Origin of the sequence: Streptococcus oralis (genome assembly GCF_001075675.1) — a bacterium.
GTDB lineage: Bacteria > Bacillota > Bacilli > Lactobacillales > Streptococcaceae > Streptococcus > Streptococcus oralis_V.
On sequence record NZ_JUNW01000017.1, the window covers coordinates 1 to 24,816 of the forward strand.

Annotated in this window: 15 protein-coding genes; 4 read left to right on the top strand and 11 right to left on the bottom strand. The window is 40.3% G+C overall.

The genetic code is table 11. The features are described from left to right. The coding region (locus ADM50_RS02100; protein ID WP_049484371.1) for a Spy0128 family protein at window positions 1–1,863 on the bottom strand (1,863 nt) is incomplete at its 3' end. Window positions 1,864–2,268: 405 nt separating this feature from the next. Between ADM50_RS02100 and ADM50_RS02105 the strand changes: the two genes are divergently transcribed. Further along, entirely contained in the window at window positions 2,269–7,146 is a 4,878-nt protein-coding gene (locus ADM50_RS02105; RefSeq protein ID WP_049484372.1) for a G5 domain-containing protein, read from the top strand. A gap of 250 nt (window positions 7,147–7,396) precedes the next feature. Here the strand turns inward: ADM50_RS02105 and pflB are convergent, their stop codons facing one another. Next, window positions 7,397–9,712: a formate C-acetyltransferase gene (pflB, locus tag ADM50_RS02110; RefSeq protein WP_000260621.1), complete on the bottom strand. Its 2,316-nt coding sequence runs from the start codon at window positions 9,710–9,712 to the stop codon at window positions 7,397–7,399. 232 nt (window positions 9,713–9,944) lie between these two features. Here pflB and dinB point away from each other — a divergent pair, with 232 nt between their 5' ends. Then, window positions 9,945–11,006: a DNA polymerase IV gene (gene dinB, locus ADM50_RS02115; RefSeq protein ID WP_049484373.1), complete on the top strand. Its 1,062-nt coding sequence runs from the start codon at window positions 9,945–9,947 to the stop codon at window positions 11,004–11,006. A gap of 33 nt (window positions 11,007–11,039) precedes the next feature. On the opposite strand, the gene ADM50_RS02120 is transcribed toward dinB, so the two are convergent. Together ADM50_RS02120 and ADM50_RS02125 are read right to left on the bottom strand one after the other, a co-directional pair. Continuing rightward, complete coding sequence (locus ADM50_RS02120; protein WP_049484374.1) at window positions 11,040–11,885, bottom strand: undecaprenyl-diphosphate phosphatase; 846 nt, start codon at window positions 11,883–11,885, stop codon at window positions 11,040–11,042. Window positions 11,886–11,944: 59 nt separating this feature from the next. Further along, a complete protein-coding gene (locus ADM50_RS02125; protein ID WP_049484375.1) occupies window positions 11,945–13,846 on the bottom strand; it encodes a DUF2207 domain-containing protein in 1,902 nt (633 codons plus the stop codon). Window positions 13,847–13,975: 129 nt separating this feature from the next. Here ADM50_RS02125 and ADM50_RS02130 point away from each other — a divergent pair, with 129 nt between their 5' ends. Beyond that, on the top strand, window positions 13,976–15,541 hold the full coding sequence (locus ADM50_RS02130) for an ABC transporter substrate-binding protein/permease (RefSeq protein ID WP_049484376.1): 1,566 nt from the start codon (window positions 13,976–13,978) through the stop codon (window positions 15,539–15,541). Next, window positions 15,538–16,278, top strand: coding sequence for an amino acid ABC transporter ATP-binding protein (locus tag ADM50_RS02135; protein ID WP_049484377.1), 741 nt, complete (start codon window positions 15,538–15,540; stop codon window positions 16,276–16,278). Before ADM50_RS02130 ends, ADM50_RS02135 begins: the two co-directional genes overlap by 4 nt. A 90-nt stretch (window positions 16,279–16,368) precedes the next feature. On the opposite strand, the gene ADM50_RS02140 is transcribed toward ADM50_RS02135, so the two are convergent. The 7 genes from ADM50_RS02140 to fusA form a co-directional block, all read right to left on the bottom strand. Continuing rightward, window positions 16,369–16,584, bottom strand: coding sequence for a capsule biosynthesis transcriptional regulator (locus ADM50_RS02140; RefSeq protein ID WP_001130031.1), 216 nt, complete (start codon window positions 16,582–16,584; stop codon window positions 16,369–16,371). A 106-nt stretch (window positions 16,585–16,690) separates the two neighbouring features. Beyond that, window positions 16,691–17,587, bottom strand: a complete 897-nt coding sequence (locus ADM50_RS02145; protein ID WP_000244062.1) for an SPFH domain-containing protein — start codon at window positions 17,585–17,587, stop codon at window positions 16,691–16,693. A gap of 82 nt (window positions 17,588–17,669) precedes the next feature. Then, window positions 17,670–18,920 carry a threonine ammonia-lyase IlvA gene (gene ilvA, locus ADM50_RS02150; RefSeq protein WP_000947300.1) on the bottom strand — a complete coding sequence of 417 codons (1,251 nt, stop codon included), beginning with the start codon at window positions 18,918–18,920 and terminating at the stop codon, window positions 17,670–17,672. A gap of 79 nt (window positions 18,921–18,999) precedes the next feature. After that, complete coding sequence (gene ilvC / locus ADM50_RS02155; RefSeq protein ID WP_049484378.1) at window positions 19,000–20,022, bottom strand: ketol-acid reductoisomerase; 1,023 nt, start codon at window positions 20,020–20,022, stop codon at window positions 19,000–19,002. A 91-nt stretch (window positions 20,023–20,113) separates the two neighbouring features. Next, complete coding sequence (gene ilvN, locus ADM50_RS02160) at window positions 20,114–20,590, bottom strand: acetolactate synthase small subunit (RefSeq protein WP_049477423.1); 477 nt, start codon at window positions 20,588–20,590, stop codon at window positions 20,114–20,116. After that, the gene (locus tag ADM50_RS02165) at window positions 20,583–22,283 is read right to left on the bottom strand and encodes an acetolactate synthase large subunit (RefSeq protein WP_049484379.1); all 1,701 of its coding nucleotides are present in this window, start codon (window positions 22,281–22,283) and stop codon (window positions 20,583–20,585) included. Before ADM50_RS02165 ends, ilvN begins: the two co-directional genes overlap by 8 nt. A gap of 323 nt (window positions 22,284–22,606) precedes the next feature. Continuing rightward, window positions 22,607–24,688 (bottom strand): elongation factor G, encoded by a 2,082-nt coding sequence (gene fusA / locus ADM50_RS02170; RefSeq protein WP_000090339.1) that lies wholly within the window; start codon window positions 24,686–24,688, stop codon window positions 22,607–22,609. Between the last annotated feature and the right edge of the window lie 128 nt (window positions 24,689–24,816).

Below are 24,816 nucleotides of genomic sequence, written 5' to 3' on the forward strand. Positions count from 1 at the left end.
TTTCAATTCGAAAGTATAAGCATCAGCCGCAAGCTCTTTACCATTCAAGACTTTCTTAGCCTTGATTGTCGCGCTTGTTGAAGCTGCTTTATAAGTGTTAGTGAAAGTTGGTTCTGCTGAAGTAACAGAAGCTGTCAATACTCCACCTTGGAATGCTGCTGTTACAGTAACTTCCTTACCTGCTTCATCAAAAGTGATACCATTGATTGCTGCTGAAGTATCTTCTTTGATGACGTAGTGGTAAGTTCCCGCACCTTTTACTTCAATGTTCTCGAAGGTAATCGTTCCATCAGCTTTTGATTTCGCTGTGGCTACTGGAGTCTTCAAGTTCTCTGCTGTATATAGGTTAAAGGTAAACTCATCCGCTTTTGGAAGTTTATCTGTACGACCTTCTACCACTTTCTTAGCTGTTACATTGAACACAGCTGGAACAGGCTCGTCCTTAAGGTTGATCGTAGAACCTGCTGCTCCGAGTTTGACTGTATACTCTTTTTCATCTAGCTTATAGCCAGCTGGAGCAGTCTTCTCTTTGATCTTGAACGTTTTACCTTCCCATTTCTGATCATAAGTTTTAGTAAGCGCTACTCCTTTTTCATTCGTAGTCACTTCTGTTGTTTCACTTGCATCATCTGCTGCTGTCACAGTATAAACTGCTCCTTGAACAGGTGTAAGAGTGAACGCGTCTGTCTTATTAATCTTAATTTGGTAAGCTGTAGATGCTACAATTGTACCAGAAATCAAAGATGTTGCTTCCGCTTTCATGCTAAGCGCACCTGGGCGACTTGTATTTTGTGCAAGTTTTGTTCCGTCCGCAAGAGACAAAGCTATGATATTTGCTACTTTCGTACCATCATTTGGAGTGGTAGTACTATATGTAACGAAGTAAGAAGTCGTTCCATCTTTGATTGTAACATCAAATGATGTATAGTTTGAGTTCCAAGCAACTGTATAGTCAGTGCCTTCTACCATGAGTTCTGCTCCTGGAGGAACAGCAGAAGTACCGCCGTTAATATCAGCCTTGTAAATCTTCAAGCTTTCTGGAATGTATTGAGCTGGTGTGTAAGATGTGTCATCATTTGGAATTGTGTCATGAAGCACAATGTTTTGTCCAAAATCTTGTTTTTCTGTGTTCACACGTACACGCCAGTTTGACATCTCATTACCTGAGCTTACTGATCCGATTGCTGCTAGTTTTGGAGAGTTCCAGCTTTCACGAGAAGCTTGTCCACCAGCTTTCGCATAGTTTTCAGTACCAACTTTAGGACCTGTGATTGTCTTAGACGTATACGTATGGTTTACTTCTTGCTTCATAGAAGAAGAATTAAAGCTAATTGGTGTCTTAGTCTGGTCTGTTAGGAAGCGGAATGATGCCGCAAAGTTACCAGATACATCCTTAACTTTATCTCCACCGGTTGCAGCTAGGTACTTGTCCAAGTTTTTCAAGGTAATTTTCGCTTTACCACCCTTGTCATTACCACTTGATGTTACAACTGCTTCCCCAATCGTTACTTGCGTAGCTGGGTCAACCAACTGTTGAGTGCCGTTGTAGACTGTCATTGGTGCAGGAATGTCGAAAGTGAAATAATCACCATTGTTCAAGTTTTCATTGTATTGTTTGAGATCAAACGTTACACGAAGCTTGTAGGCATTCCCTGTACGAACTGCATAATCTCCCTCAGATGTTACATTCTGTTTCGTATCTGAAGCATCCAACAACTCAACACCTGTAATAACTTGCGTTAATTCCTTTGGCGTTGGGTCATCAGCTTTAACAGTATTTGTCGAAACAGATGTAAGTGTCAAGACAGAAAGAGCTGCAGCTGAAAGTTTTGAAAGCAATTTCAGCATTTTGCTTTTTGCCATGTTTCCCCTCTTTTCTATATTTTATTTTCAATGTTCTTAACCCCTCTCCTGAGAAACGAAGAAGAAATCACAGATTATTTGATATTTAGTAGTTAAAGTCCTCCAAACACTTTAAGTATTAAACATAAATAACCACATACATTCTAGCATTATACTTGTCATTCTGTCAAGTAAAACAAACTCAATTTCAACTATTTTACGAATAAAATAATTTGTGTTAAAAAATAATTTTAATTTTCTAGTTTGATTTCTTGACTCAAACTACTTGATTTGTTAAAATAAAAAGGTTGCAATATATTTTTATATGTTATTATAGTTATTTGTAGGAGAAACTAAATATAAATTATTATGAATAATTGTGGCCAAACTACTTAATATATACATTATAAAGGGAATTATAATTTTATGAAAAAGTTACGTAAAGTAAAGAAGCACTGGGTTGCTGTTTCAATCGGAATTGTTACATCGGCCTTATTAGTCAATAACGTAGCCGCTAATGAAGTTGGGGGAGACACTTCAGAAATGCTACAACCGACTACAGTTACATCTTCAACGATTGAAAAAAACAATGAAGACGGAAATACCCTAAATTCTGCTGAAAATGGTAATAATCCTAGTTCAGTGACTGAACAGTCTACTACTCCTTCCTCTAATGTATCCGATAGTGCTAGCACTGTAACTGAAACTCCTACGAAGCCAGCAGATAGTAAACAAATAGGACGAAGTGGCTTCCGAAGTGTAAGCGCATCCACATCTGCGGAAAAAAATAAAAGTCAGCCAAAAGAATCTATACCGACTGAACCTGCTGAACCTATCGAACCTGCTCTAAAACCAGAAGTAAAAGCTGACGAGGACACAATCAAAGCAAAAGCCATTCCTGAAATACCAAAAGAAAACCAATCAAAAAAAATTCAGGATGCCATCACAGAAGATGTAAGAACCGTTGTTTCAAAACCAACTGTTGAAGGCATTGAGTATGATGTTCACTATGATCATAAAAACAAATGGTACTATGTCAATGCTACTGATTTTGGTTTGAATGTAGCTGATAACCAAGATGATACTCTCGCTGTTAATAAAGCACTAAAAGCAGCAAATGAAATTGTAATGGCTGATCCAGATGGTACACAACATACTGGTGTTGCCGTCAAACTTTCTGGAATTGTCAATGTGGCTCGTGATAAAGGCGAAATTGATCACTATAAAATTTTAACATACGGATCAGGTGTCCCTATGCCTATACAAAAAGGACGAATTGATGGTGTTCAGGACCTTTCGCATGTTACAAAAGAAGAATATCAAAATCTTCGTGTAGACTCGGATGGACTTGTTCGTTATATCAGTTCTAATGGGGAGAATCTCACAGGTATTGCGTTGCCTATCTATCGCAAAAGCGAAAGTGGCTCCTTTAATCAAATTAAAATCGGTTCAGAGCACTCAAATGTAACCGGTCTCTTTGGAGATGGTCCAGGAACAACCGTATTAAAAACAAATTTAGTTCAGCTAGGAAATCCTTGGGATAGCAACGAGAATGATACTGACAATCGCGACCATGCAGTTTTGCTAGTTGAAAATCAAAATGGATTCCTTGTGAAAGATTTATCTGTTTCTATCCAAAACTTAAAAGAAGCTTTTGGAGAACAACATGATGGCTTCTACGTCAAAGGAATGCCCTACTATGGAAAAGTCGATGGCGTCCTTATCAATGATTCTGATAATGTAACTGTTGAGAACATTGAAGCGAGTGGAGCTAACAAAGCTGGTATCCGTTTCGGGTCGTCATATAACAGTGTCTCAAATATCTCTCTACCTGGTTGGGGCCGTCCTCGCTCTGTGAGTAATTTGATTGCTGGAAAAGCTCCTGGTTATACTTTCAGTAGTCTAAACTTAGGTGAAAACAATAAAGTATTAAACAGTAATACTCACAATAACCGAGTGGCTGGAGTTCAATTCTCTTACCAAACCAATATCCTTATTGAAGGAACAACCACTTCTGAAAATGGACACAAATTAAACGGAAGTACAGGTTATGGTTTCGCTTCAGAGGCTGGATCCTACAATAATGGAATAGTTTTCCGAAACAATACGAGTACCTATAACTATCGTAAAGGTTTAGATATTCACGACGGTGACCGAATTTTAATCGAAAACAACATTTCATACGGAGATCGCTTGTTAGGTATCTCTGTATACAACCGAAACTTTAAAATGGAAAATGTTGTCATTCGAAACAACGTTGTCACACAAGATAAAACAAATCGTCTAGTACGAGATGACTTGAAAGTTGACGGAAAATTTACACATGGTCATGATTACCTCCAGTATGAAGCGATTCATTTGCAAACGAATGAAAAATCTCAGGACTTGAGTGCAGACGGAGCCGTAGGTTATTTTGAAATTAGTAATAACCGCATTCAAGATTTGGATTCATCAGGTAGAACCGCTACAAACCAAGACTACAATACAAATGCTATCTTGGTTCGTATGCAAGAGCCTTATCTAAACTATGTACTAAATATAAAAAACAATCAAATCACTGGACACTCAGCAAACGATTTGATTAAGATGATTAACTCTTCTAATGACAATATTAGGGGAACCGCTACATTATCTGATACAAGTAAATTTGCAAACGGATTGGGATATGGTTCTGGTTCCATCAACATTAGTAATAATAAAGTCGAGCTTGAAGAACTTTACGGTGATCCAAATAAAGATTTATCTGCTATTACAATCGCTGAATCGACTAGTAATTTTAATGTCGCAGATAAAACAATTCGAGCTAACCAAGATAAGTTCCGTGGGTCTGTTGTTTTCCAAAACAATGACATTAAAGTCAAAAAAACTTTCATGAGTACTAGACCTGGCATCATCGGAAAACAAAAGACAATGCCTATCATTTCTATTACAACAAATGCAGAGGGCGTTCTTTTTAAAGACAATAATCTTGACTTTGGGAAAATCACACAATCTTTAGCTAAGAATGCTGCAACGCAAACGCCGTTAATTAGTTTAAATGGAAATAATGGTACTTTGGTGCAACCTGGAATTGGTTTTGGTATTAATACAACTCGAACTCCAAGCAACCTTCCAAATACACTTAGTCGAACTCAACCATTAGCTTTTATTGGAAACGATATTAAAATTTCTAATATTAGTTATGCTAACAATGTTGATTTGCCAATCCGTGTATTAGAAGCCAATCACCTGGTTCGATATACTGAAAACAATACCTTCACTTCCGAATCCGAAATCACAGCTTCTACTACCGATACGAAAACCGATCCACTTGGCAATGCGATCTATAAGCCTGCAACCGAACGCCTTACTCCTAACAAGGAAAAGAATAGCACTCAATTCAATATGGGAGTTAGTCGTTTTTCAACAAGTTCCCCTCGCTTAGTCAATAGTTCAGAAGAGACTATTCCATATGAAACAATCTACGTGAACGATAAAACTATCGCTGCTGGAACTAGCATTGAGAAAACTCCTGGTGTAGCTGGAACGAAAACTGTAAATACCTATGCGACTGGTGTCGATAACTCTGCTTATGAGAAATCAAGTGGAACCGATATCCTAAACTATGGTCTCAGATACTTCTATGCAACAACAAATATTCGAGAAGCTACTGATAATGATCGCATTCCTGGCTTGCTTCGAGCAGACTATACAACCACAGATGGCAATATTATGACTGCCACTAAGGCGTATAGTTACACTGATACTAAAAAACAAACTCAAACAACTGAGATGATTTATCGCTACGAAAACCTTCCAATTGGTTTGAAGAACGATACGCAATATACATTTACTGATGAAAATGTAACTACGGCACCGCAAAGCCGTATTGTCCATGTTGGTACACGAACTTCCAAAGCTATTGGAGCATTTGATCAGTTTGATGTCGATTTCGAAACAGAATATGTAAACGATGATACTATTTTAGTTGGTGATTCTGTCATCAAAACTCCTGGTGTCAAAGGAATCCGTACTGTTTCTTATCGAGAAATCCGTGATAATGATACAAATGATCTAATTTCAAGAGAACAAGTTTCTGATAGTATCACTACTAAACCTATTAAGCAAATCGTACTTGTGGGAACAAAACCACTCACTGTAACTACTCAAAGAACTGAAAAACAGGATATTGACTTTGATATCGTTAAAGTTCCTTCTGATAAGCTATTTGTTGGGGAAGAAGACATTCAGACTCCTGGTGTTAAAGGCACTAGAACTATTGTTCACGAAGATACTATTGACAACCGAAACAATACTGTGATCTCGTCTCGTGTTATCTCTGACGAACAAACCGAACCTGTAAAACAGATTGTACTTGTGGGAACAAAACCACTTACTAGAACTGCTCAAAGAACTGAGAAACAGGATATTGACTTTGATATCGTTAAAGTGCCTTCTGACAAGCTATTTGTTGGAGAAGAAGAAATTCAGACTCCTGGTGTTAAAGGTATCAGAACTATTGTTCACGAAGATACTATTGACAACCGAAACAATACTGTGATCTCGTCTCGCGTCATCTCTGATGAACAAACTGAGCCTGTCAAACAGATCGTACTTGTGGGAACAAAACCACTCACTGTAACTACTCAAAGAACTGAAAAACAAGATATTGACTTTGACATCGTTAAAGTGCCTTCTGATAAGCTATTTGTTGGGGAAGAAGAGATTCAAACCCCTGGTGTTAAAGGTACTAGAACTATTGTTCACGAAGATACTATTGACAACCGAAACAATACTGTGATCTCATCTCGTGTTGTCTCTGACGAACAAACTGAGCCTGTCAAACAGATTGTACTTGTGGGAACAAAACCACTTACTAGAACTGTTCAGAGAACTATTGAACTTTCTATTCCATATGGTATTCAATCCATTTATGATGATAAATTGCCTAGTGGAACACAAATAATTGTGGCCCCAGGTAAAGCTGGTCTTCGTACAATCATTATCGAAGAAGTTTTTGATGATAAAGGACAGATTATTTCTAGCAACATTCTCTCTTCTACAGTTACAATTACACCTACTGATGAAATTGTAAGAATAGGAACAGCTGCTACTACTGCAACTACTCCAAATAATACTGACCAATTAAGTCAAGATAGTCAACAAAACCATGCAAATACTGAGCAATCTACTGTTGATAATACCAAAGTATTACCAAATACAGGAACAGAAAACAATCACTCTGCAGCAGTGACTGGTGCTCTAGCTCTATTTGCAGCCTTAGGTCTTACACTATTCAAACGTAAAGAAGAAGATAACGACTAAAGTATATGTCATTTACTCTTCAAGCTAGATAGTATATTTTAAAAAAGGATTGAAGTCTATATTTTGTAGACTTCAATCCTTTTTAGTCAATTCTATGACACCTGCAGTAAGGCAGAAAAAGTCATATTTTATATAGAAGTAATTTGTCTCTTCTCTCTGAGAGCAAAAACTATAATATTCCTTGTTTTAAAACTATCAAAACCTCAGTAACAAAAAAACTAGCCTTAAGGCTAGTTTTCTTTATACTATCTTAGCTCAATGCGTCATCCATTGAAAGAACTTCGTGGAAGACACGTTGTGTCAATTCAGTTTTTTGTTCTGGAGTGAGGTACTTAGTGTTTACACAGTATCCAGAGATACGTACGATAACATCTTCACCTGACATGATCTTTTCGTAAACATCGTTCAAGTCCATAACATTCAAGTTAACGTGTTGTCCACCGTTTTCGAAGTAACCATCAAGGATTGTTACCAAGTTATCAACTTGTTCGTCACGAGTCTTACCAAGAGCACGTGGAGAAACTTGAGTTGTCAATGAGATACCGTCAGCTGCGTAACCAAAGTCAAGGCTAGCAAGTGAGTTCAAGTTTTGCAACCATCCACCTTTAGCTTTGTTAGATGGGTTCGCACCTGGTGAGAAGAATTCAAGTTTAGACAAGTTCACAGAACCATCTTCGTTGAGGTATACACCTTTGTGGACTGGTGAGTTACCAGTTTGTTTAGAGTAAGCAACGTTAGATGTGATTGTCAATAGTGATACTGTAGCTTCTGCGTCTTTGTAAAGTTTGTGGCTACGTAGACGAGTTGTATAAGCTTCGATCAACCATTCTGCCAATTCGTTTGAACGTGGGTCATCTTCACCCCAACGTGGGTATTCACCGATTGTTTCGTAATCATAGATGTAGCCATTTTCGTCACGGATTGGTTTAACGGTAGCATATTTAATCGCTGACAATGTATCAACAGTGTTAGCAAATCCACAGATACCGAATCCCATGTTAGCACGTTGTTTAGTTGGCAAGAAGGCCATTTGAACAGCTTCGTAGTTGTATTTGTCAGTCATGTAGTGGATGATGTTCAAAGCATCTACGTAAGTGTCAGTCAACCAGTCAAGAGATTTTTCAAAGTTCGCTTTAACTGATTCGAATTCAAGAACTTCGTCACGGATAGGATCGATGTCAAATACTTTGTAGTCTTTGTGAACATCGTCGTAACCACCGTTCAAACCAGTAAGAAGGGCTTTAAGAACGTTTACACGAGCACCGAAGTACTGGATGTTGTGGCGTTGATCTTCGTTTTCTGGGTCAAGTGGTGACACACAGCATGAGATACAGCTCATTTCTCCGTATCCGTCTTTAGCCATTGTTGTTACACCTTCGTATTGGATAGAAGAGTGTTTGTGGCTCATATGCATACAGTAGCGACGGAAGTTGTATGGCAATTTGTCAGTCCAAAGAACTGTCAAGTTTGGCTCTGGAGAGTTACCGATGTTGTCAAGAGTGTTCAAGAAACGGTAGTCCATCTTAGTAACACGGTGACGACCGTCGTTACCCATACCAGCCATAGAAGTTGTAATGAATGTTGGGTCACCTGAGTACAATTGGTCATAAGCTTTTGTACGAGCAAATTTAACTGTACGAAGTTTCATAACGAAATCATCAACGAACTCTTGGATTTCTGATTCAGTAAATGTACCGCGAGCAAGGTCACGTTCTGCAAAGATATCCAATACGATTGGCACACGTCCTAGAGATGTTGCAGCACCGTTGATAACACGGCAGACAGCCATGAAGGCGATGTTAACCCATTGGATGGCTTCTTTCGTGTTCATCGCTGGTTTGCGGACATCAACTCCGTAAAGGTCACCCAAGCGAACAACTTGTTGCAATGCTTGGTATTGAAGGTTTACTTCTTCACGAAGACGGATTGTTTCTTCATCAATTTCTTTGATCGCATTCCAGTCGTTTACTTTTTCTTGCATCAAGTAGTCTGCACCGTAAAGAGCAAGACGTGCGTAAACACCGATGATACGTCCACGTGAGTAGGCATCTGGAAGACCAGTTACAGTGTGAGCGTGACGAGCGCGACGGATATTTGAAGTATAGGCACGGAAGATACCGTCGTTAACTGTTGTTACGTATTTAGTAAAGATTTCGTGAACAGCTGGATCTGGTTCGTATCCATTTTCTTTCAAAGTAGTTTCAGCCATACGGATACCACCTTTTGGCATGAAGTTCAATTTGAAGAGTTCATCGTTTTGGATACCGAAGATAACTTCATTTTCTTTGTCGATAAATCCAGCAGGAATATCAGCAATAGATGTTGGACGAGTGTCCATTGGGAAACGAGTTTCTTCGTAGTGTGCTTTTGTTTCTTCTACGATTTTTTTGATGTGAAGTGAACGTTCTGTTGGTCCAGCAAGGAAACTTTCATCTCCATCGTAAGGTGTGTAGTTAGCTTGAACGAAGCGAGAAATACTTGCTTTTTCTTTCCAATCTACGCCTTTGAAGCCTTCCCAAGCTTTATCAAAAATATCTTGTGCTTCAACAACTGTCTTAACAACCATGTTAATGTCCTCTTTTTTCTAGTAACAGTCATCTGTTACATTCTTGAGACAAGTATACCATACAGTAACCGATTTCAACAAGAGAAAATCGGCATTTTAGACGCTTTCTTTTATAATACAGTCTCTTTTTTACTCCAATCTGTATTATATTTTTGAAAGCCAGGTCGAACTTTCCCGTTTTTTCAGAAAAAAGGGTATAATAAATAGAAAATGACTCTAGAAAGGGATAAAAATGCTCATATTTCCATTGATAAATGATCTGTCCAGAAAAATCATCCATATCGACATGGATGCCTTTTTTGCTGCGGTGGAAATCAGAGATAATCCCAAATTAAAGGGCAAACCTGTCATTATCGGAAGTGACCCCAGACAAACAGGTGGGCGTGGTGTCGTTTCTACCTGTAGCTACGAAGCACGAGCTTTTGGTGTTCATTCAGCCATGAGTTCTAAAGAAGCTTATGAACGCTGTCCCCAAGCTGTCTTTATCTCTGGAAATTATGAAAAGTATAAGGCAGTGGGGCTTGAGATTCGAGCTATTTTTAAACGCTATACAGATTTGATTGAACCTATGAGTATTGACGAGGCTTACTTAGATGTGACGGAAAATAAACTTGGTATCAAGTCGGCCGTCAAAATAGCCCGCCTTATCCAAGAGGATATCTGGCAGGAACTACACCTGACTGCTTCTGCAGGTGTTTCTTATAACAAATTCCTAGCTAAAATGGCTAGTGACTATCAAAAACCACATGGTTTGACAGTGATTCTACCTGACCAAGCCCAAGAATTTCTCAAACAAATGGATATTGCTAAATTTCATGGTGTAGGTAAGAAAACAGTAGAAAAGCTTCATGAAATGGGCATTTATACTGGTGCAGACTTATTGGACGTCTCTGAAGTCACTTTAATCGATCGCTTTGGCAGACTTGGTTATGATCTTTATCGAAAAGCTCGTGGCATTCACAATTCTCCAGTCAAGTCCAATCGCATCCGCAAATCAATCGGGAAGGAAAAAACCTATGGTAAGATTCTCCAGGATGAAGAAGATATCAAAAAAGAGTTGACTCTTCTCTCTGAAAAAGTAGCTCTCAACCTCAGTAAACAAGACAAAGCTGGAAAAATCATTATCCTAAAGATTCGTTACACCGATTTCTCCACTCTAACTAGACGAAAAAGCCTCCCACAAGCTACACAGGACGCTAGCCAAATTGCGCAAACCGCCCTTCAACTCTACGAAGAACTAGCTGAAAAAGAAAAAGGTATCCGTTTACTAGGAATCACAGTGACAGGATTTTAAAAAGCTTGAAGGAATCTCCCTTCAAGCTTTTTCTTATACAAATAAACGCACAAAACTGTAGAGCAACAAGACACTACCGAGTACAATACGGTATTTCCCAAAGAGTGTAAAGTCGTGTTTCTTCACATAGCTGGTCAAGAAACGAATAGCAACCATGCTGACTCCAAAGGCTACTCCCATGGCTACAAGAAGCAAGAATAGTTGACCAAAACTCAAAAGTTGACCTGCTTTAATAAATTTGAAAATCTTTAAAGCACTGGCTCCGAACATAACAGGAATTCCGAGATAGAAGGTAAACTCTGTTACGACAGAGCGACTTGTTCCATTCAACAACCCACCGACGATAGTGGCACCTGAACGACTTGTTCCTGGGAAAAGGGCAAGGACTTGGAAGAGACCGATGTAAAGGGCTGTTTTATAAGGCAACTTGTCTAACTCAGTTACTGTTGGTTCAATGGCTTGCGCCTTATTTCGTTTTTCAAGGTAGATAAAGGCAACCCCATAGATAATCAACATGATCGCAACCGAAACCATGTTATGGAAGTTGGCATCAAACCAATCATCCAATTTAAAGACCAATAGCAAAGGTACGGTCGCAACGAAGACCTTGGACCACAACTGCCAAGTTCGACGGACTTCGACCTTATTTTTACCAGGTTTGAAGGGATTGAGCTTGTTAAAGTAAATGACAATAACTGCTAAAATGGCACCGAGCTGAATGACAACATTAAACATGGACATGAAAGCTTCATTTTGGTCCTTGTATTGAACAAATTCTTCAACCAAGATCAAGTGGCCAGTACTTGAAATGGGCAACCATTCTGTAATTCCTTCAACAATCCCAAAAAAGATTGACTTCAAAATTTCAATAAAATACATACATTACTCCTTTTTCTGTTCTCTATTATAGCATAATTTCGGATGTTGCGATAGATTTTTTAGAAGGCGCCGATGCTACCACCGCCTCCTCCTCCTGAGAATCCTCCACCTGAACTTCCACTTCCAGAAGATACAGAGTAATTGCTAGCTGTATTCGCTACAGTAGTATATTGCTTGATTTGTGCAGTTGAGGCGTGGAACTGTGTGTGCCAACCGAAGGCTATATATAGATTCAAATCTGGATTTTCTAGCTGAATATGACGTACTTTCATTAACTTGCTCACTTTCTTGGCATAACCAAAGAGAGTCGCATAGACCAGCAGACGATTCCAAAGGACGACGCTCTCTAGCTCAGCCTGATCTAGATGAGCAATGTCGCGAAGCATATTTTCAAAACTCGTCCAGAGATAGAAGATTTCCGCTCCTTCCTCTGTCAGAACTCCATCGCGATAGGCTCCTCGCGTGGCAAGATAAACCCAGAAACTAGCCCCTAATCCTGTCAATCCTAAAAGTAGAAACGGGATCGAAAAGAACCCATGTGTTTGCCAACTATAATAAAAGAAAAGCAATCCACCTAGAGCTGTTATGGCTGAACAGACCCGCATCCCAAGAGCAAGGCGGCGTTCCTCACTTGTCAAGGGACGATAATAGCTTGGGATACGAAGTACATGGACCTTATCCTTGACACAAGACTGAATGCGTTGAAGTCTTCCTTCAAAGGAGCGTTTAAGACGCGAGCCTGTTTCTCGGATATGTTTTTCATCTGACTCTTTGGCACCACGGTAAAGGGAAGATGAAACTTGGTAATCAGGGAAGAGCTCTGAAATAGCCAATTCTTTCTTATTTGACAAAGTCATGCGCAGGCATTCCTTCTCAAAATTGGACAAACCCTTTTCACTGATAATGCGCACATAAGGTTCCTCATCCCTTTGAAAAATAGATAAATGACCTCGATCTACTAAATCCAACAAGGTTGCCTGAATCAAACGTTCAAAAGTAAATTTACCAAACCCTGATTTGTTTAGGGGATTGACTTCCTCTAAGGAAGTTGAATACACTGCTTCTGCTAAAACCATTGGAGGCAAATCCATCGGTGGTTCGTAGAGTCGATGATCTTTTGGAAAGACCTTTTTAATACTTGTACTCTGACGAAACATCCTATAGAAGATAGGGACTAGAAGTAAGAGACTCATAAAAATGACGGGAAGCATCCATTTCATCAAAATCTCACTTTGCGCTTTTTCTGTTGCTATATTGCTTTCAATCCGGTTAAAATCGGTTAAACGTTCTTCCTCTAATCCTTGATCTGGAGCTCCTGCAAAAGCACTTCTAGGCCAGTTTGCGTGTAATTCGATCTGTCGCTTTCTAGGAAGGTCTTTCATTTTGACATGATAGAGATTATTTACTTTTTCAACACTAGAGTCCCTTAGGAGTTGGCCTGCATGAAAATAGAGGTTCTCTGCTGGAGTATCAGAGCTGACCTTAAACTCAATCTCTTTGATGTCTCCAGTACTATCGGTCAAGGGTTGCCAATTTAGCTCTGCGATATCCTTATACTTATATAAGAAGAGAAGGTTTGTTAGTTTCCAGGTAACCGTTACCCGAACAGTATCTCCGGCATATCCAGCATTGTAAATTTTTACCTTGTAGCCGTCCTCTTCCTCCATAGTATAGAAGGAAGCATTTTGAACAATTCTTCCATTTTTAGAGACCTGAACGGTCGGATCGGGATCAATGTCAAATCCTTCTGGCATTTTCCCAACTTTCCCGAGTCCAACTAACTGACCATTATAATCATCTCCAAAGCGGTAGGTAATTGTTTCCTTAAAAATTGCAGTATTATCTGCATGAATATTCAAATCACCCTGATAGGATAAGATATCAAAGTCTACTGCAAAAACCAGGCTCGGTATAAATAATAAATAAGTAAATACCAAAGCCAACAGCCATCTTTTTTTCATAATCGGTTCCCTTTCAATCTTTTTACCATTATATCATTTTTTATAAATAAAGGCTTACTTGTATTGAAAATCTCACTATTTTTAGATACAATAGAGAGAGTCATTTTTAGACTAGAAATAGGAGAAAACATGAAAAAATTATGCTTATCTATCCTTGCTAGCCTAGCCCTTACCTTAGGACTAGTTAGCCAAGTCCAAGCCGACGAATATTTACGCATCGGGATGGAGGCAGCTTACGCTCCCTTCAACTGGACCCAAGACGACGATAGTAACGGCGCCGTCAAAATCGACGGTACCAACCAATATGCCAACGGCTACGATGTTCAAATCGCTAAAAAGATTGCCAAAGACTTAGGCAAGGAACCTTTGGTCGTGAAAACCAAATGGGAAGGACTTGTTCCAGCCCTTACTTCTGGCAAAATTGATATGATCATTGCCGGTATGAGCCCAACCGCTGAACGCAAACAAGAAATTGCTTTTTCAAGCAGTTACTATACTAGCGAACCGGTTCTATTGGTAAAAAAGGACTCTGCCTATGCGAATGCCAACTCTTTGGAGGATTTCAGCGGAGCAAAAATCACGTCTCAACAAGGTGTTTACCTTTATGATCTGATTTCCCAAATTCCAGGTGCCAAAAAAGAAACTGCTATGGGTGACTTCGCTCAGATGCGTCAAGCTCTGGAGGCTGGTGTTATTGATGCCTATGTTTCTGAACGACCTGAAGCAATGACCGCTGAGTCTGCTAACGCTAAGTTCAAAATGATCCAACCTCAACCAGGTTTCAAAACTGGCGAAGAAGATACGGCTATAGCTATTGGACTTCGTAAAGATGACAGCCGCATCAGCCAAATCAACGCGAGCATCGAAACCATCTCTAAGGATGAACAAGTAGCCCTCATGGATCGTATGATCAAAGAGCAACCTGTGGAGTCTACAACAACGGAGGAAGAAAGTAGTTTCTTTAGCCAAGTCGCTAAGATTCTTTCTGAGAACTGGCAACAACTCTTGCGTGGTGCTGGTATCACACTCTTAATCTCCATTATCGGAACCATCACAGGTCTCCTTATCGGACTTGCGATCGGGGTCTTCCGTACCGCTCCACTATCTGAGAACAAGGCAATGTACGCCCTACAGAAACTAGTCGGTTGGATTCTCAATGTCTATATCGAGATCTTCCGTGGTACGCCAATGATTGTTCAATCTATGGTTATCTACTATGGAACTGCCCAAGCTTTCGGTATCAATCTTGACCGCACACTAGCTGCTATCTTCATCGTCTCAATCAACACGGGTGCCTACATGACAGAGATCGTTCGTGGTGGTATTCTAGCAGTTGACAAAGGACAGTTTGAAGCTGCAACTGCTCTTGGTATGACCCATAATCAAACCATGCGTAAGATTGTCCTACCTCAGGTTGTCCGCAATATTCTACCTGCTACTGGTAATGAGTTTGTCATCAATATCAAAGATACCTCTGTATTGAACGTTATTTCAGTTGTTGAGCTTTATTTCTCAGGAAATACTGTAGCAACACAAACCTATCAATACTTCCAGACCTTTACCATCATCGCCGTGATTTACTTTGTCCTCACCTTTACTGTGACCCGTATCCTACGCTTCATCGAACGTCGTATGGACATGGATACTTACACTACAGGTGCTAACCAAATGCAAACGGAGGATTTGAAAAAATGACACAACCAATCCTTGAAATCAAACACCTCAAAAAATCCTATGGGCAAAACGAAGTGCTAAAAGACATTTCTCTCACCGTCCACAAAGGAGAGGTTATCTCCATCATCGGGAGCTCAGGAAGTGGAAAATCAACCTTCCTTCGTTCAATCAATCTACTTGAAACACCTACTGAGGGGGAAATTCTCTACCGAGGAGAAAACGTCCTTGCAAAAGGATATGACCTTACTCACTATCGTGAAAAACTCGGTATGGTTTTTCAATCGTTTAACCTCTTTGAAAATCTCAATGTTCTCGAAAACACTATTGTCGCCCAAACGACTGTCCTCAAACGAGAACGCTCTGAAGCTGAAAAAATTGCCAAAGAAAATCTTGAAAAAGTTGGCATGGGGGAACGCTATTGGCAAGCCAAACCGAAACAACTCTCTGGTGGCCAGAAGCAACGTGTAGCCATCGCCCGCGCCCTCTCCATGAATCCTGACGCCATTCTCTTCGACGAACCAACATCTGCTCTTGACCCTGAAATGGTTGGAGAAGTCCTTAAAATCATGCAAGACCTGGCTCAGGAAGGATTGACCATGATTGTCGTAACCCACGAAATGGAGTTCGCCCGCGATGTCTCTCACCGTGTCATCTTTATGGATAAGGGCGTCATTGCTGAAGAAGGCAAGCCAGAAGACCTCTTCACGAACCCTAAAGAAGAACGGACGCGCGAGTTTCTTCAGCGCTATCTCAAATAAGATAAAAGACTGCATTCTTTATGCAGTCTTTTTTAGTAATTAGGAAAAAGAAAGACAGATCCGCTTTAGGAATCTGCCTGTGACCACAGTTTAATCTTCAAATTTTTCATGATTTTTTTCATAGAAATCGATTAAACCAAGAGCTGTTTCAAATGAAATATTTTTAACTTTTGCGCGTCCTTGTGCTAGAGCAATGATAGACATTTCACGCGCATTCGTTTCTTTAGAGATACGGTAGCCTGTGATTTTCTTATCACGAACCCAGCCAACAACTGCTTCTACTTTTTCAAAGTTCGACTTAGCCATGTTCTTCTCCTAAATTATTCTTTACAATACTTAATTGTATACGTTTTTATTTCGTTTGTCAATAAAAAAACATATATACGTCGTAACTATATTATTCTGCATATTTTTATTTGGCTTTTAAAGCCGATAATATATGCGTTCTTATGTCCTCAACTCCATTAGGATTTGCTGGTAGGAAGATTGTATTATTACCCTCTTTATCTGCAAAATTATTCAACGTATCTAAATACTGGTTCGTTAATAGGATAGACATGATTTGTTCTTCAGTTAGCTCAACATTGGCTCCCTTTAACTCTTGGATAGAATCAGCTAGTCCGTCAACAATTGCTTTACGCTGCTCTGCAATCCCTACCCCATGTAGGCGATCTTTTTCTGCTTCAGCTTCTGCTGCGGTCACGATTTTAATCTTATCTGCTTCAGCAAGTTCTTGCGCCGCAACTCTCTTACGTTGAGCCGCGTTAATTTCATTCATTGATTGTTTTACTTCAGCATCAGGTTCAACCTTAGTAATCAGCGTTTTGACAATGATATACCCATACGTAGACATTTCTTCCGCCACTTGTTTTTGAACTTCTAAGGCGATTTCATCCTTCTTCTCAAACAACTCATCTAGGGTTAGCTTTGGTACAGATGAACGCAAAGCATCTTCAATATAGGATTTAATTTGGGCTTCTGGACGCATCAATTTATAATAGGCATCTGTGACATTGTTTTCATTTACTCGATACTGAGTTGCCACATTCATCGTTACAAATACATTATCTTGCGTCTTTGTCTCTACAACAATCTCACTTTGCAACAAGCGTAGTTGAACTCTTGCCGCAATCCTATCAATTCCAAAAGGAGCTCGTAAATGAATACCACTATTGCTCAACTTTTGGTATTTACCAAAGCGTTCTATGATAGCGACAGATTGTTGTCGAACCACATACACAGAACTAACCATAATCACTGATGCAATCACCACTAAAAACAATAAAACAAGTAAAATTTGTAAAACCATGGGAATCTCCCCCTTTCATCACCATCATTATAGCACCATCATTACCATTACGCAAATAATATGATAATAATTTTATTTTAGCTTAAACTAGCATATTATACAACGTTTCGTTCCCATTCAAATTAATATAAGATGGGTCAAACTTTTCCATTCGATGAATCAATCCAGCATAATCATGCTTATTGGCAAGAGCTACTCCAATCAAGACAGGGCCTGTCCCCTTGCTTGCTCGTTTGATATATTCAAAACGAGTGATGTCATCATTTGGCCCCAAAATGTCATTTACAAACTCTCGGAGAGCTCCTGGACGTTGTGGGAAATTCACTACAAAGTAATGCTTGATTCCATCGTAAATCAAGGCACGTTCTTCCATCTCTGGCATACGGTTGATATCGTTATTTCCTCCAGAAATGATACAACAAATCGTCTTGCCTTTGATATAGTCTGATAAAACTTCCAAGGCTGCAACACTGGCAGCTCCGGCTGGTTCTGCTACAATACCTTGTTTGGAATAAAGATCAATCAAGGTCTCGGAAATCAAGCCCTCGTCCACCCCAATCAGCGTTTCAACATTCTTACGGGTCGCTTCATAGGTTAATTGTCCAACCTTCTGTACGGCTATCCCATCAGCGAACTTATCAATTTCTTTGAGTTTAACTGGACCTCCAGCTTCAAAGGCAGCTTTCATAGAGCGAGCACCATTAGCTTCTACCCCAATCACTTCAATAGTCGGGTTGGTTTCCTTAATATAAGTAGAAACACCGGCAATCAATCCGCCACCACCTACTGGTACAAGTACTGTATCAAAATCAATAGACTCTTTACGGGCTTCTTCAAGAATTTCATAGGCTACAGTCCCTTGACCAGCCTGAACATGCGCATCATCAAAAGGATCGATGAAGGTGCGGTTTTCTGTCAATGTAAATTCTTGTGCTGCCTTAGCTGAAGCATCAAAGGTATCCCCAACCAACTTGATTGTCACAAACTCTCCACCGAAAAAGCGAACCTGCCCAATCTTTTGTTGCGGTGTTGTGATGGGCATAAATATGGTTGCAGGAATCTTCATCTCATTACAAGTATAGGCGACACCTTGGGCATGATTTCCCGCAGAGGCACAGACTACACCACGCTCGCGTTCTTCTTTTGATAGTTGAGAAATGGCATAATAGGCTCCACGAATTTTAAAAGAGCGAACTCGTTGCGCATTCTCCTTCTTGAGATAAATCTTTGCTTGATATTTTTCTGATAAATAATGATCATATTCTAGTGGTGTATCAACTACTACACCACTCAAAACTTTGTGGGCTTTCACCACATCTTTTGCACTTAGCATTGTCTCCTCCTCAAGTACTTTTCAAGATAAAAAACGAGTTAGGTACCCCCAACTCGCCTTCTGTCTCTCTTTACAAGAATTAATTGTAGATTTTGAATGCGTCGTCGTCGTTTTTACCAACGAAAGGCATTGCTTTACGCAATTCTGCACCAACTTTTTCAATTTCAAGGTTAGCTGCTTGTTCACGGTAAGCAGTTAATTTTGGACGACCAGCCTTGTAGTCATTCACAAAGTCATTTGCAAATTTACCATTTTGAATATCTGCCAAAACAGCTTTCATGTTTTCTTTAACTTGCTCAGTAATCACACGTGGACCTGATACATAGTCACCGTATTCAGCAGTGTTTGAAATAGATTGACGCATTTTCTTGAATCCACCTTCATAGATCAAGTCAACGATCAATTTCATTTCGTGAAGGACTTCAAAGTAAGCCAATTCTGGGGCATAGCCTGCTTCTGTCAAGACTTCAAAACCTGCTTCGATAAGGGCAGTCAAACCACCACAAAGTACGGCTTGTTCACCAAACAAATCTTCTTCAGTTTCTTCTTTGTAAGTTGTTTCAAGCAAACCAACACGAGCAGCCCCAACACCTTTACACCAGTCCATAGCAATGTTTTTAGCATTTCCTGTTGCATCTTGGTAAACTGCGTAAAGAGCTGGCACACCAAATCCTTCTTCGTAAGTACGACGTACCAAGTGTCCTGGTCCTTTAGGAGCACACATGAAGACATCTACATCTGCAGGAACTTTGATAAATTCAAAGTGGATATTGAAACCATGAGCAAATCCAACTGCATTTCCAGCTTCCAAGTTTGGAGCGATTTCTGCTTCGTACAATTCTTGTTGGATTTCGTCTGGTGCCAAGATCATGATAACGTCAGCCAATTTAGTTGCTTCTGCTACTGTGTAAGTGTCAAATCCATCTTCTTTTGCTTTGTCAAAAGATTTACCTGGACGCACACCGATAATCACATCGTGTCCTGTATCACGCAAGTTTTGCGCGTGAGCATGACCTTGTGATCCATACCCAATTACGGCGATTTTTTTACCGTCAAGCGCTGCTACTTTAACATCTTTTTCGTATTCCATTTGTACTGCCATAGTTTTTCTCTCTTTTCTATTATTTATTGCCTTTTAGACTTGTTTAACAAATTTAAATTGTTTTCTTATACTCAATGAAAATCAAAGAGTATTAGTCGCGGGTAAATCCAGTTGCTCCCGTACGAGCAATATTCCTAATTCCATAAGGACGGATTACTCGCAAGAGTGCCTCACTCTTTTCAGCATTCCCAGTCATCTGGATCGTAATCGAGCTTGGAGCCACATCCACCACCGTTGCACGGAAAGGTTGGATAATGGCCAAGATTTCTGCACGCTTCTCAGCAGGAGCAGATACCTTCACCAAGATAACTTCTCTTTCCAAGTGTGGTTTATCTGTGATATCTCGAATGCGAATCACATCAATTTGACGATTGAGCTGTTTAATGATTTGCTCTACTTCATCATGAGATGCTACATCAATAATGATGGTGATACGAGATACATTGGGGTTCTCTGTCGCACCAACTGAGATACTCTCAATATTGACTTGACGACGAGAAAGGACACCTGTAAAACGATTCAAAACTCCTGAACGGTTTTGCAATCTAGCTGTTAACATTCTACGCATGGAACTTCACCCCCAACATCTCATGATTGCTCTTACCAGCTGGTACCATCGGTAAGACCTGTTCCTTACGAGAAATATCCACCTCGATAAACATGGGCACATCCTCCAGAATAGCCTCTAGATCTTTTTCTATAGTTTCTGGATTGTCAAATTTATAATTTTTAATACCGTAAGCCTGTGCCATCAGCTGGAAGTCAGGAAGTGTATCAAAGACTGACTCGGAAGTTCTACCCTCATAGAAGGATTCCTGCCACTGACGAACCATTCCTAGTGAGTGGTTATTCAACATGACAACCTTAATCGGCACCTTGTAGATATTTAGGATCGCTAGTTCTTGGTTGGTCATTTGGAAACCACCATCACCGACAAAAAGGATGACTTCTTTTTCTGGATTGGCAATCTTGGCTCCAATAGCTGCAGGAACTCCGAATCCCATGGTACCCAAACCACCTGAAGTGACTAACTGACGCTCATTTTGGTAAGGATAATACTGAGCTGTCCACATTTGGTGCTGCCCTACGTCAGTTACGACAATGGCATCCCCATGCGTCAACTCACCGATGCGTTCAATAACGGCCTGAGGTTGAACCACACGTTCTTTCTTATCATAAGAACGAACTCGATTCTTGTCCTTGGTAACTTTTTCAATCCATTTTTCAGTATTGTTATGAACAGTTGGTTCTGCTAACAGCATCTGCAAGGCTTTCTTAGCATCTCCCACTACAGGAATATCTGCACTGATAATCTTACCAATCTCAGCTGGGTCAACATCGATATGGGCAACCTTAGCATTCTTCGCGAAGGTCTTAGGGTTCCCAGTCAAGCGGTCATCGAAACGGCAACCAATACTAATCATAAAGTCCGCTTCCGTCATTGCAATGTTGGCTGCGAAAGAACCGTGCATTCCTCCCATCCCTAGGAAAAGCGGGTGACTCGTTGCAATGGTTCCTTGCCCCAAAAGACTAGTGACTACTGGAATTTGGTAACGTTCAGCAAATTCATTGAGCTCCTTAGAAGCTTCCGCATAGCTGATACCACCGCCTGCTAACAAAACAGGTTTCTTGGCTTTTGACAATTGCTTCAAGATTTTCTTGATTTGCATGTCATTCGGATCAAGCGTCGGTTGGTAACTTGGTAAATTAACTTCTGGTGAATAGATGAAATCTGTCTCTAGAGCTGATACATCCTTGGGCAAGTCAATCACAACAGGACCTGAACGACCAGTCGTTGCGATATGGACAGCTTCCGTAATGATACGAGGAATATCTGCTGTCTCACGAACTTGGTAATTGTATTTGGTAATGGGCATGGTAATCCCCACGATGTCTGCTTCCTGAAAGGCATCTTTCCCAATCCCAGCTCGCGCAACCTGACCTGTAAAGACCAAAAGGGGAACGCTATCGCTCATGGCATCTGCAATCCCTGTAATGGCATTTGTTGCTCCCGGCCCACTCGTGACGACGGCAACGCCCAACTTTCCAGTTGATTTGGCATATCCTTCAGCTTCGTGCAAACAACCTTGCTCATGGCGTCCTAAGATGTGGCGAATACCTTTAAAATTGTATATCGCATCATACAAAGGTAAGACTGCACCACCAGGATAACCAAAAATGGTATCAATCCCTAAGTCCCGAAGTGTTTCCAAAACTAGGTCCGACCCCGTCTTAGGAGATTCTAAACTGATTTTCTCCATTGTTCCCCTTTCTCTTCTCTTAAAAAAATAGCTTGTTACTATCATACCATTTTTTCAAAAATTTTCAAGGCAAAAGAGTTAATTTTCTGAATTTTCTATCTAAAAGTGTATTTATGAATCTTTTCCTCATTTTTATTAACTTTTCTACGGAATTAGGAACCTTTATTTACTTTAATTTATCAAATTAGAATATTTTCTTTCTTGGTAGAATTAGTATTTTTCTCACTTAGCGATCAAATTCGTATACTATATTCAGCAAAAATGAATAGTTAAAGACAAAAAAAGGAAGCCACTAAGTGACTTCCTTCTAGAGTGAGGACTGATTAGTCTTCACCTTTATTTTTCTTAATGATTTCTTCTTGTACTGACTTAGGTACATCTTCGTAGTGGTCAAATACCATCATGAATGTACCACGTCCTTGAGATGCAGAACGAAGAACTGTTGCGTAACCGAACATTTCAGCAAGCGGAACGTAAGCACGAACGATTTGGCTGTTACCGTGTGCTTCCATACCATCTACACGTCCACGACGAGCAGTTACGTGACCCATAACATCACCAAGGTTTTCTTCTGGAACAGTGATGGTTACAAGCATCATTGGCTCAAGGATAGCTGGTTGTGCTGATTTAGCAGCTTCTTTAAGGGCAAGTGAAGCCGCGATCTTGAAGGCAGTTTCAGATGAGTCGACATCGTGGTATGAACCATCGTAAAGCTTAGCTTTAACGTCAACCATTGGGTAACCTGCAAGAACACCGTTAGCCATAGATTCTACCAAACCTTTTTCAACCGCTGGGATAAATTCACGAGGAACCACACCACCGACGATTGCGTTTTCGAATTCGAATCCTTTACCTTCTTCGTTTGGAGTAAATTCAATCCATACATCACCGAATTGACCTTTACCACCAGACTGACGTTTGAAGAATCCACGTGCTTGAGTAGAAGCGCGGAATGTTTCACGATAAGATACTTGAGGAGCACCTACGTTCGCTTCCACTTTGAACTCACGACGCATACGGTCAACAAGGACGTCAAGGTGAAGCTCACCCATACCTGAGATAACTGTTTCACCAGTTTCAACGTTTGTTTCAACGCGGAATGTTGGATCTTCTTCAGCCAATTTTTGAAGGGCGATACCCATCTTGTCTTGGTCTGCTTTAGATTTAGGCTCAACCATCAATTGGATAACTGGTTCTGGAACGTTGATTGACTCAAGGATGATTTTAGCTTTTTCATCTGTCAATGAGTCACCAGTTGTAGTATCTTTCAAACCAACGGCAGCAGCGATATCACCTGAGTAAACAGTGTCAATTTCTTGACGGCTGTTAGCGTGCATTTGAAGGATACGTCCGATACGTTCACGTTTACCTTTAGAAGTGTTCAATACGTAAGAACCTGATTGGAGAACACCTGAGTATACACGGAAGAATGTCAAACGACCTACGAATGGGTCAGTCATGATCTTGAAGGCAAGAGCTGCGAATGGCTCTTCGTCAGATGCTGGGCGAGTTTCTTCTTCGTCTGTATCTGGGTTGATACCTTTGATCGCTGGGATGTCAAGTGGGCTTGGAAGGTAGTCGATAACCGCATCAAGCATCAATTGAACACCCTTGTTCTTGAAGGCAGAACCACACAATACTGGGAAGAATTCAACGTTGATAGTTGCTTTACGGATAGCAGCTTTCAATTCTTCGTTAGTGATTTCTTCACCTTCAAGGTATTTCATCATCAAGTCTTCATCAGTTTCAGCGACTGCTTCAACCAATTTTTCACGGTATTCTTGAGCTTGGTCAAGGTATTCAGCTGGAATATCTTCTTCAAGGATATCTGTACCAAGGTCATTAGTATAGATTTCAGCTTTCATCTTGATCAAGTCGATAATACCGCGGAAATCATCTTCAGCACCGATTGGCAATTGGATTGGGTGTGCGTTTGCTTGAAGACGGTCGTGAAGTGTGCTTACTGAGTAAAGGAAGTCAGCACCGATTTTGTCCATTTTGTTAGCAAATACGATACGTGGAACTCCGTACTCAGTTGCTTGACGCCAAACTGTTTCAGTTTGAGGCTCAACACCTGATTGTGAGTCAAGAACAGTAACCGCACCGTCCAATACACGAAGAGAACGTTGTACTTCGATTGTGAAGTCCACGTGTCCTGGTGTGTCGATGATGTTTACGCGGTGGTTGTTCCATTGAGCTGTTGTCGCAGCAGATGTGATAGTGATACCACGTTCTTGCTCTTGCTCCATCCAGTCCATTTGTGACGCACCTTCGTGAGTTTCACCGATTTTGTGGATTTTACCAGTGTAGTAAAGAATACGCTCAGTAGTTGTTGTTTTACCGGCATCGACGTGAGCCATGATACCGATATTACGAGTTTTTTCAAGTGAAAATTCGCGTGCCATGAGGTTTATTTCTCCTATTTATTTTAATTTCTATTCTATTATAACACGATTTTAATAAAAACGGATAGGCAGGACCTACCCGTTCTCAATGTTTATCTTGTTTTTGTTGGTTTCAACTTGTAGACAAG

What these genes read in the sequence shown, in the direction of transcription:
- ADM50_RS02105 (WP_049484372.1), top strand. Translation starts at nt 2,269, where the DNA reads ATGAAAAAGTTACGTAAAGTAAAGAAGCACTGGGTTGCTGTTTCAATC.
- pflB (WP_000260621.1), bottom strand. Translation starts at nt 9,712, where the DNA reads ATGGTTGTTAAGACAGTTGTTGAAGCACAAGATATTTTTGATAAAGCT.
- dinB (WP_049484373.1), top strand. Translation starts at nt 9,945, where the DNA reads ATGCTCATATTTCCATTGATAAATGATCTGTCCAGAAAAATCATCCAT.
- ADM50_RS02120 (WP_049484374.1), bottom strand. Translation starts at nt 11,885, where the DNA reads ATGTATTTTATTGAAATTTTGAAGTCAATCTTTTTTGGGATTGTTGAA.
- ADM50_RS02125 (WP_049484375.1), bottom strand. Translation starts at nt 13,846, where the DNA reads ATGAAAAAAAGATGGCTGTTGGCTTTGGTATTTACTTATTTATTATTT.
- ADM50_RS02130 (WP_049484376.1), top strand. Translation starts at nt 13,976, where the DNA reads ATGAAAAAATTATGCTTATCTATCCTTGCTAGCCTAGCCCTTACCTTA.
- ADM50_RS02135 (WP_049484377.1), top strand. Translation starts at nt 15,538, where the DNA reads ATGACACAACCAATCCTTGAAATCAAACACCTCAAAAAATCCTATGGG.
- ADM50_RS02140 (WP_001130031.1), bottom strand. Translation starts at nt 16,584, where the DNA reads ATGGCTAAGTCGAACTTTGAAAAAGTAGAAGCAGTTGTTGGCTGGGTT.
- ADM50_RS02145 (WP_000244062.1), bottom strand. Translation starts at nt 17,587, where the DNA reads ATGGTTTTACAAATTTTACTTGTTTTATTGTTTTTAGTGGTGATTGCA.
- ilvA (WP_000947300.1), bottom strand. Translation starts at nt 18,920, where the DNA reads ATGCTAAGTGCAAAAGATGTGGTGAAAGCCCACAAAGTTTTGAGTGGT.
- ilvC (WP_049484378.1), bottom strand. Translation starts at nt 20,022, where the DNA reads ATGGCAGTACAAATGGAATACGAAAAAGATGTTAAAGTAGCAGCGCTT.
- ilvN (WP_049477423.1), bottom strand. Translation starts at nt 20,590, where the DNA reads ATGCGTAGAATGTTAACAGCTAGATTGCAAAACCGTTCAGGAGTTTTG.
- ADM50_RS02165 (WP_049484379.1), bottom strand. Translation starts at nt 22,283, where the DNA reads ATGGAGAAAATCAGTTTAGAATCTCCTAAGACGGGGTCGGACCTAGTT.
- fusA (WP_000090339.1), bottom strand. Translation starts at nt 24,688, where the DNA reads ATGGCACGCGAATTTTCACTTGAAAAAACTCGTAATATCGGTATCATG.